Genomic DNA, 9,147 nt, shown 5'->3' on the forward strand with positions numbered 1-9,147 from the left:
TCGCTCGTCCTGTAGCGGTCATCGACGCCGAGACCCTCGTGCCCGTCGGACTTCCAGGAGAGCTCGCACCGCGACGTACAGGAGCGTCCCCACCAGGACAACGCAGAGGGCTCCGAGGATCACAACGCCGGCGACCGCTTCCGACTCGCCACGCCGGATCTCGGCAAGGATACGCACGGCGTACAACCCGAACTGGACACCCGCGAAGCCCGCAAGCCACATCAGCCAATAGCCGACCCTGCTCAGCGACCACCGACGGGCCTGGGCGTAGACCGCGTCGCCGGCGCGCCGCAGCCGCCGGAGCACCGGCTCAGAGAGATGGGAGACGCGAGCGGCGGCCGACGGCCGCACCCGCTCGGCCGGCTGCGGGATCCCGTCCGGCTCACGAGCAGGCAGGGGGACCACGAGCTCGCGGGACAGGCGCGCATCGATCCGTTCCGCGACGATGTCGCGCGTCAGGCCTGCGTACAGCGTCGGCTCCACCCGGACGCGGAACCCGTCAGGACCCGTCAGGTTCCGCGCTCCGTCCGGTCGCGTCTCCATGGCGACGCACTCGTCGAAGCGCACGGTCGCCGGGCCGTCCATGGTGACGACGGACACGCCGTCCTCACCGACGACGAGCGAGACGTCCGGGTCGTCGAGGTGCGTGAAGCTCTCCCCCGACACGGCATCGTCCGACCAGCTGGGAGCCGGGACGGCGCCCGCCCAGTCGAGCAGACCGCTGGGAACCTGCACCAACGCGCCGGCCCAGACCTGCGAAGCGACGGCCTGGACGTCCTCGACCGTGACGGCGTCGAGCTCGGCCAGATGCTCCTCGGGCGAGAGGACGCGCCCTCCCACGAGCAGGTTCACCGCCACCGCCGGCAGCATCGTCGGCCCGGCGTCGGGGACATCGAGGAACCCGCGCACCACCGCACGAGCGCCATGCACCTCGTCAGCGCCGATCCAGCCGCGCCGCAGGCGCGCCAGCGTGTCGACGAACGCCCCGACCGCGGCATCCTGCTTCTCGGGAAGTGCGTCGGCGTACAGCGTGATCGTGGCCGTCGAGCCGTCCAGCGGCGAGTAGTCGCTGTCCGCGGTGTAGGAGAAGCCGCCCTTCTGGCGAAGCTCGTCGAAGATCGCGCGCCGGGCAACCTCCGCGAACACCGTCGCTGCCGACGACCGGTCGACGACGGCGTCGAGGACGACGCCGCCCTCGTGCCCGACGAAGAACGCCGGCGTGTCGCCGAGCGCGTCGGACGGCTGGGGCGGGGCGATGCGCTCGCCTTGCGGCAGCCTGAGGTCGAGCCCCTGCGGCACCTCGCCCGTGGTGAGGAACAGCACTGCGTTGTCGCGGGTGAAGCGCGTCCGGGCCCACTCTTCGACCTCGTCGGCGCCCACCCGCCACACACCCAGCTCGTCGTAGCCGCTGAGCCCGTATCCCTGCGCGCCGTACCGCATCATGTTCATCGCCGTGAACGGACCGCCCCGGCGGCCCGCGGCCTCCGTACGCAAGATCTTCTTCTCCACCTCGAGCCGGGCAAGCGGCAAGTCGCGGAGCGACGCGCAGACGCTGTTGAGGTGTGTGACGACCTCGGCGGCCGTCCCGGTCGCGTGGAAGACGGTCCAGACCTGCTCTGTCTGGCCGTTGTGGTGCGCGCCGCTCAGGTTGTTCCGATAAAGAGCGAGGTGCTCGACCAGATGCGTGATACCCGCGGTCGAAAGCGTCTCGTCCGCCCGGCCGACACGGAACACGAGACCACCCGTGACGGGGCCCTCGCGGGGCGCGAACAGCGTGGGAATCCCGTCCACGGTGGTCCACGAGAGCAGATGGTCGAGGTGCGAGAGGTCGAAGGGCACAGCCGGCTCTCCGGCGTCGGCGGCGGGTCCCCCGGTCACCGGTTGCTCCTTCCGCCGGGCGCGCGGAGGAGCCGCGCGAGGCAGACCGCCGCGAAGACCGCCATCGCGCCGAAGAGCACGACGGCAAACGCGGCACCCCGATCGCCCTCAAGGGCGTCCGGGAGACTCAACGTTGTCAGAGCGACGCCGAAGAGCAGGGAGGCCACGTAGACCGCAACCGCTCCCGGGCCCGTACCCCGCTCCAGCGAGGGCGCGCCGGGTGGCGGCGGTCCACGGACAAGCCCCACGAGGAGGGCCACTCCGAGGGCCGCCCCTGCGGCGAACGCCACGGCCGCGAACACCCCTCTCAGATCGCCCCCGAGCGCGACTCCGATCATGAGCACGGTCATGACGCCCATGACCAGGATCCACACGATCAGGAGGAACCCGAGCACGACCGCTGCCGGCCGCGTCTCCCGTTCCGACGGCGCACCGGGTGGCGGCGGTACTGGTCCACCGAGCGCCTGCGCCCTGCTCCGCGCGTACCACTGCGCCTTGTCATCGAGATAGTCCCAGCCCGCCGAGACCGGATCGTCGCCCAACGCCCGGAAGTGCGGTGCTGCGTCGTCGTGCCGTTCGGCGAACGTGTACAGCAGGGCCAGCTCCGCGTGCACGGAGTCCGCGCCCGGCCCGGGCACGTGATCGGCGTGGAGCACCGAGGCTCGCGCGACCTCCCCGAGACGTTCGAGCGCCTCGTCGTCGAGGGTCTCACGGAGGCCGAGCCATCGCTCGATCTGGAGCGATGCGAGCAAGGCTCGGCTCGGCGAGCCGTCTGGAGCGTCGGATGCGCACTCGGCGACGAATGCCTCAGCCGCGTCCCACGAACCACCCCACTTCGGCACGACCTGCTGCAGGTAGGCCCGCTGGGCGCGGTAGTGGTGCGGCGAGAGCGCGGCGAGCCGGTCGTAGCGCCGGCGCGCCTCCGACTGGCCGAGCTCGAGGCCGCGAGCGGTGAGCAGGCGCGCCTCCCACGCGGGCACATGCTCCGGGTGGTCAACACAGACGTCGATGAGGATCTGCTCGGCCCTGACCAGCCACTCCCGGAACTCCTCGAACTTCTCGGCTACGACGTCCACGGCCCAGGTCCCGGTGCGGATCTCCCAGCTGATTCTCTCGTACCGGCGGGCGAGCAGCGTGCGGGCGAGCGGGTCGTCGGGTTCTGCGGCCACGGCCGCCTCCAGCATCTGCTCCGCGTCGCTCTCGTCCGCCACGAGCTCGAGGGCGAGCGCGAGCTCCTGCGGTCCGAGGGCGGAGAACGCCGCCGCTGCGGCGTCCCAGTCGCGCGAATCCACGGCCGCGCGAACGGGCGCGAGCTCCTGGTACCGGGACCAGGCGTCGAACGTCGGCAGGTCTCCCAGATCGTGGTGCGAGCGTGCCGACGCGTCGACGGCGCCCCCTGTACGGCTCATACGTTCCCCTGCGTCGCATGTCGGCCACCGTCCGGCGGCCCGAGCCGGCCCATCACAGCGGCCGACGAACGCTCCCCATGCTCCCAGGGCAGGCGCCGACCTGCTCGTCGGGCGGGTAGGCTCCCGGCGTGCTCAGCCCTGTCGCCTCCGACGACCTCGACGACCTGGCGGCGTTCCTCCGCGCCGCCGACCTGACGGTCGCCGCCTTGGCGGAGCCCGCCGTCCGCCTGTGGCTGGAGCGGGACGAGGCCGGGGCCGTCTCCGCGACCACCGGGTTCGAGCTCGGCGAGGACGGCGAGCACGCGCTGGTCCGCAGCGTCGCCGTCCGTCCGGACCTGCGTGGCACCGGCGACGGCCTGCGCCTGGCGCGCTTCGCCCTGGACCGCGCCGCCGACGCCGGCGCGCGCCAGGCCTGGCTGTTCTCCCGCCGGTCGGGCGGCTTCTGGCAGAAGCTGGGCTTCGAGCGCACGACGACGTCCGCGCTCGCCACCGCGCTGCCCCACGCCCACCAGGTGCGCCTGTTCCGCTGCACGGGACAGCTCGACCGGGAGGTCGCGTGGCGGCGCCCCCTGCGTGGTAGTTTCGCGGCGTGAGGTCTCCAGAGGCATCCAGGTTCGGGCTGCCGGTACTCCGGTAGCCCGAGATGCGCCTGTAGAGACCGCCGAGGCAGACCCAGGTCCGCCTCCCCCGCTCCCGCATTCGCGCGCGAGCCGGCGCCGTCCGCGCATCCGAAGGGCCCCGTAGTGCCGCCCAGGCCTACCCGTTCCCCTTTCTCCCTTCGGAGGCGTACATGCCTGTCCTGCTCTACGTGCTCGCCGTCGCGGTCTTCGCGCAAGGCACGTCGGAATTCGTCCTCGCCGGGCTCGTGCCCGGCATCTCCACCGGCCTCGGCATCTCCATCGCCCAGGCCGGCTACCTGACCTCCGGCTTCGCCGTCGGCATGGTCGTCGGCGCACCCCTGATGGCGGCCCTCGGACGCCGCCTGCCGCCGCGTTGGACCCTGTCCGCGAGCCTGGCGATCTTCGTCGCCGCGCACGTCGCGGGCGCGCTCACCGACCAGTTCGCGGTGCTGCTCGGCAGCCGGTTCGTCGCGGCCGTGGCCAACGCCGGGTTCCTCGCGGTCGCGCTGTCGACGGTTACCCTGATCGTCCCGGCGGGCAGGCAGGCCCGGGCGCTCGCCGCGATCCTCAGCGGCACGACGCTCGCCCTCATCGCCGGCGTCCCCGCCGGGGCGTTCCTGGGCGAGATCTGGGGCTGGCGCTCGGCGCTCTGGGCGATCGCCGGGGTGTCGGCGCTCGCCCTGGTCGCCGTCGCCGTCCTGACGCCGGGGCGGCCCGGCCCGCGTGCGCCGCACGTCGAGCCCCGAGCCGGGGCAGAGCCCCGCGCCCGTGTGGAGTCCGGAACCCAGCTGGAGCCCCACGCCCAGGTGGACCTTGGCAGTCGTGCATCGCACGCCCGGGTGGACCTGGCCGCCGAGCTCGGCACGCTCCGGTCGCCGGACCTGCTGCGGTACCTCGTGCTCGGGGTGCTGGTGAACGGCGCGACGTTCTGCGCGTTCACCTACCTGGCGCCGATCGTCACCGACGGCGCCGGGCTCGGCGCGTCGCTCGTGCCCGTCGTCCTGGCGCTGTTCGGGCTGGGGGCCTTCGCGGGCGTCTCCGCCGCGGGCCGCCTGGCCGACGCGCACGGGCACCTGGTCCTCGGGATCGGTGCCCCGGCTCTCGTCGCGGGCTGGGTCCTGTGGGCCGCTCTCGTGGCGAGCCCGTCCGCGGTGTGGATGCTCGCCCCGGTCCTGGGCGCGCTGTCGTTCGCTGTCGGCGGCACGCTGATCGCCCGCAGCATGGCGGCGGCCCACGGCGCCCCGACGATGGGCGGGGCGTTCTCGACAGTCGCACTGAACCTCGGCGCGCTGGTCGGGCCGGTGCTCGGCGGCCTAGCAATCGGCCCGCTCGGTCTCGCAGGCCCGCTAGCGGTCAGCGCGGCGCTGGCCGCCACCGCCGCGCTCTGGACCGCGCCCACCCCCGCTCGCCGCGCGGCACGTTGACCACAGCAGTTGCTGCCGGGCGGGGACCCCGTCTGGCAGCAACTGCTGTGGTCAACTGCAGGCAGCCGGGTCGGGGCGGCGAGCGGCGGCGGGAGTCATCAGATCTTTATCTGCCCGATTGCGCAGGGTGAAATCTTGACAGCGATGCCGAGACTCGAACAAAATATCCGTTCTGCGCGCATTGCGCGCCCATGCGCCCTCTAGGCGCATTCCACGATCTGTGCACTGGCGCACAGGGAAGGAAAGATCAGATGAAACTGGTCAACCGCAGATCGGCCGTCGGCCGGTTCGCCGTGGTGGTCCTCACGATCGCCGGGCTGCTGGGCGTCGCGTCCCCGGCGCAGGCCGCGGTCTACAACTCGTGCGACACCTTCGGCGAGTACACCCCGAACGACTGGACGGTCTACAACAACGTCTGGGGCAACCAGGGCAACAACTCGCAGTGCCTCACCGTCAACAGCCTGAACTCGTGGTACGTCGACTCGACCCAGTCCGGCGGGGGCATCAAGTCGTACCCGAACACCTCGGTCAGGCCGCGAACCCCCCTGTCACAGATGGCGAACGCGGGGTTCACGTACAACACGTCGTCGGCCCCCGCCTCCGGTGATGACTGGTGGAACTGGACGGCGGACCTCTGGTCCACGGGCAACCAGGACGAGATCATGATCTTCACCAGCTGGCACCCGGGCCCGGCCGGCGGCTGGGGCAGCCAGATCGCGAGCAACGTGACGATCGGCGGCGTCCTCTACGCATCGGTCTGGCAGGCCGACCCGGGCTGGAACGTCCTGCAGTTCATCCCCGCCAACGAGAACGACAGCGGCTACGTGGACGCCCTGGCGGTGTGGCGATGGGCCGCGGACAACGGCCGCCTGCGCAACACCGACTTCGACACCATGCAGTTCGGCATCGAGATCACCTCGACCAGCGGTCAGCAGAAGAGGTACTCGCTGAACGAGTACCACGCTTGGTGGACCAACACCTCCGGCGGCGGGTCCGGCATCTAGTCCAGCGGCGGCTGTGGTCCTGCCAACGCGCCAACCAGCAAGGGGCGCTCAGACAGCCCGCCTGTCCTAGTCCACTCTCCTGGGGAGGTCCGGATAATCCGGGCCTCCCCTCGGGCGTCGGTTGCATGATTCAGGCGTCAGTTGCACGATCGCGCTTGGCACACTCTTTCGCAGGATCGCGCGCGGAACCGACGACGTCCGAGGGGTGGACGGTTTTCCGACCGCATCGCGGGCATGCTTACGATCCAGTCTCATCATCCAGAGCGGTCGAGAGTCCTGGCTCAACGACACCGCAGCAACCTACCTCCGGAGCGCCAATTCCGGGGCAAGGTGCTAACGCCAGGTCCGATGGAGCTGATACGCATGGCAGTCAACACGCACCTCCCCCACGCCACGATCCTGGGCTACCCGCGCATCGGCCGACGTCGCGAGCTCAAGCGCGCCGTCGAGTCCTTCTGGGCCGGACGCACCACCGCCGACGAGCTGGAAGCCACCGCCGGCGACCTGCGGATCGGCACCGCACGGCACCTCGCCGCGCTAGGCCTGGACGCCGGCGCGGCCGCCGTCCCCGGCTCGTTCTCCTTCTACGACCAGGTGCTCGACGCCGTCGCCCTGCTGGGCGCCGTGCCCGACCGGTTCCGGGACCTGGTGCCCGCCGGTGATCCCGCGCTCTCCCTGGAGGGCTACTTCACGCTGGCCCGCGGTGAGGGCGACAAGCCGCCGCTCGAGATGACCAAGTGGTTCGACACCAACTACCACTACCTGGTCCCGGAGATCGGGCCGGACACCCCCATCGGGTTCGTGGACGACCGCCTGGTGCGCCAGTTCACCGAGCTCGCCTTGCCCGCGGACGGCGGCCAGGCCGTCGTGACCCGCCCGGTCCTGGTGGGCCCGGTGACGTTCCTGCTGCTCAGCAAGGCGGCCGACGGCGCCCCCGACGGCTTCCGCCCGCTCGACCGGCTCGACGACGTCGTCGCCGCGTACGCCGGCGTGCTGCGCGCACTGGCCGCCGCGGGCGCGCCCTGGGTGCAGCTCGACGAGCCCGCCCTGGTCACCGACCTGCTCGACGTCCCCTTCGACGAGGTGGCCGACGCCGTCCGCCGGGCGTACGCGACTCTCGCCACCGGCCTCTCCCCCGTTCCCGGCCCGGACGCCGCGGACGGCGCAGCCGAGCGTCCCGCGATCCTGGTGACCGCCCCGTACGGCGACCTGCGCAGCGAGGCCGGCGACGGCCTGGCGCTGCTGGCCGGCACCGACGTCGAGGCGATTGCGATCGACCTGGTGCGCGGCGCCGTGCCCGAGGGCCCGGTCGCCGGGCTGGAGACCAAGACCCTGGTCGCCGGCGTCATCGACGGGCACAACATCTGGCGCGCGGACCTCGACGCGCGGCTGGCCACGCTGGAGGGCCTGTCGGCGCTCGGTGCGGGCGCGGTCGCCGTCGGCACCTCGACGTCGCTCCTGCACGTGCCGCACGACGTCGCCGACGAGCCGCGCCTGGACGCCGGCCTGAAGTCGTGGCTCGCGTTCGCCGACCAGAAGGTCGCCGAGGTCGTCACGCTGGCGACGGGGCTGACGGCGGGTCGGACGGCGGTCGCCGAGGCACTGGCGGAGTCCACGGAAGCGGTACGGTCGCGCGCCGAGGCGCCCGGCGTCGTCGTGCCCGAGGTGCGGGACCGCACCGCGGCGCTGACCGCCGCCGACGTCGAGCGCGCGCCGTACGCGGAGCGTGCCGCCGCGCAGCAGGCGCGGCTCGACCTGCCGCCGCTGCCCACGACCACCATCGGCTCGTTCCCGCAGACGGCGGAGATCCGGCGCACGCGGGCGTCCTGGGTCCGGGGCGAGCTGTCCGACGCCGAGTACACGGCGGCCATGCGCGCCGAGATCGCGAGCACCGTCGCGCTCCAGGAGGAGCTGGGCCTGGACGTGCTGGTGCACGGCGAGCCCGAGCGGAACGACATGGTGCAGTACTTCGCCGAGCAGCTCGACGGGTTCGCGACCACCGTGCACGGCTGGGTGCAGTCGTACGGCTCGCGCTGCGTGCGCCCGCCGATCCTGTGGGGTGACGTGTCCCGGCCCGCGCCCCTGACCGTGGACTGGACCGCGTACGCGGCGTCCCTGACGGACAAGCCCGTCAAGGGCATGCTGACGGGCCCGGTCACGATCCTGGCGTGGTCGTTCGTGCGCGACGACCTTCCGCTCGGCGACACGGCCGACCAGGTCGCGCTCGCGCTGCGGGACGAGGTGACGGACCTGGAGGAGGCGGGGATCGGCGTCGTGCAGGTGGACGAGCCCGCGCTGCGCGAGCTGCTGCCCCTGCGCACGGCGGCGCACCCGGGCTACCTGGACTGGTCGGTGCGGTCGTTCCGGCTGGCGACCGCCGGGGCCGACACCGCCACCCAGGTGCACACGCACCTGTGCTACTCGGAGTTCGGGCAGGTCATCGGCGCGATCGACGGCCTCGACGCGGACGTGACGTCCGTGGAGGCGGCCCGTTCGCGCATGGAGATCGTGCCCGAGCTGGCCGACGCCGGGTACGCGCGCGGCATCGGGCCGGGCGTCTACGACATCCACAGCCCGCGCGTGCCGTCCGTCGACGAGGTGACCGACCTCGTCACCCTGGCCGCCAAGTCGATCGACCCGCGGCTGGTCTGGGTCAACCCGGACTGCGGCCTGAAGACCCGCGCCTACGCGGAGACGAAGGAATCCCTCCGCAACCTGGTGACCGCCACCCGAGAGGTCCGCGCCACCCTCTAGCTCGTTCGCCGAAGTAGAGCGCCTGTCCGAGTCTCCCTGGTGTCACCAGGGAGACTCG

At 72.3% G+C, this 9,147-nt stretch carries 6 protein-coding genes and 1 riboswitch; of the genes, 4 read left to right on the forward strand and 2 right to left on the reverse strand.

Annotated elements, in window-relative coordinates:
* Nucleotides 1–18 precede the first annotated feature (18 nt).
* Nucleotides 19–1,878 (reverse strand): M16 family metallopeptidase, encoded by a 1,860-nt coding sequence (locus ACFT2C_RS24960; RefSeq protein ID WP_377209786.1) that lies wholly within the window; start codon nucleotides 1,876–1,878, stop codon nucleotides 19–21.
* Nucleotides 1,875–3,287, reverse strand: coding sequence for a tetratricopeptide repeat protein (locus ACFT2C_RS24965; protein ID WP_377209787.1), 1,413 nt, complete (start codon nucleotides 3,285–3,287; stop codon nucleotides 1,875–1,877). The genes ACFT2C_RS24960 and ACFT2C_RS24965 overlap by 4 nt, the downstream gene beginning before the upstream one ends.
* Nucleotides 3,288–3,415: 128 nt before the next feature.
* Here ACFT2C_RS24965 and ACFT2C_RS24970 point away from each other — a divergent pair, with 128 nt between their 5' ends.
* From ACFT2C_RS24970 to metE, 4 genes are all read left to right on the forward strand, one after another.
* Nucleotides 3,416–3,880 (forward strand): GNAT family N-acetyltransferase, encoded by a 465-nt coding sequence (locus ACFT2C_RS24970; RefSeq protein WP_377209788.1) that lies wholly within the window; start codon nucleotides 3,416–3,418, stop codon nucleotides 3,878–3,880.
* 197 nt (nucleotides 3,881–4,077) lie between these two features.
* Nucleotides 4,078–5,331: an MFS transporter gene (locus tag ACFT2C_RS24975; protein WP_377209789.1), complete on the forward strand. Its 1,254-nt coding sequence runs from the start codon at nucleotides 4,078–4,080 to the stop codon at nucleotides 5,329–5,331.
* A gap of 251 nt (nucleotides 5,332–5,582) precedes the next feature.
* Complete coding sequence (locus tag ACFT2C_RS24980) at nucleotides 5,583–6,335, forward strand: hypothetical protein (RefSeq protein ID WP_377209790.1); 753 nt, start codon at nucleotides 5,583–5,585, stop codon at nucleotides 6,333–6,335.
* Nucleotides 6,336–6,586: 251 nt separating this feature from the next.
* A riboswitch (SAM riboswitch) is annotated at nucleotides 6,587–6,690 on the forward strand.
* Nucleotides 6,691–6,698: 8 nt separating this feature from the next.
* Nucleotides 6,699–9,089, forward strand: a complete 2,391-nt coding sequence (gene metE, locus ACFT2C_RS24985) for a 5-methyltetrahydropteroyltriglutamate--homocysteine S-methyltransferase (RefSeq protein ID WP_377209791.1) — start codon at nucleotides 6,699–6,701, stop codon at nucleotides 9,087–9,089.
* Nucleotides 9,090–9,147: the final 58 nt, after the last annotated feature.

Origin of the sequence: Promicromonospora sp. NPDC057138, from assembly GCF_042670845.1 — a bacterium.
Lineage (GTDB): Bacteria > Actinomycetota > Actinomycetes > Actinomycetales > Cellulomonadaceae > Promicromonospora.

Excerpts from the sequence above, each read along its gene's own strand:
- ACFT2C_RS24965 (WP_377209787.1), bottom strand. The coding sequence starts at position 3,287 with ATGAGCCGTACAGGGGGCGCCGTCGACGCGTCGGCACGCTCGCACCAC.
- ACFT2C_RS24975 (WP_377209789.1), top strand. The coding sequence starts at position 4,078 with ATGCCTGTCCTGCTCTACGTGCTCGCCGTCGCGGTCTTCGCGCAAGGC.
- ACFT2C_RS24980 (WP_377209790.1), top strand. The coding sequence starts at position 5,583 with ATGAAACTGGTCAACCGCAGATCGGCCGTCGGCCGGTTCGCCGTGGTG.
- metE (WP_377209791.1), top strand. The coding sequence starts at position 6,699 with ATGGCAGTCAACACGCACCTCCCCCACGCCACGATCCTGGGCTACCCG.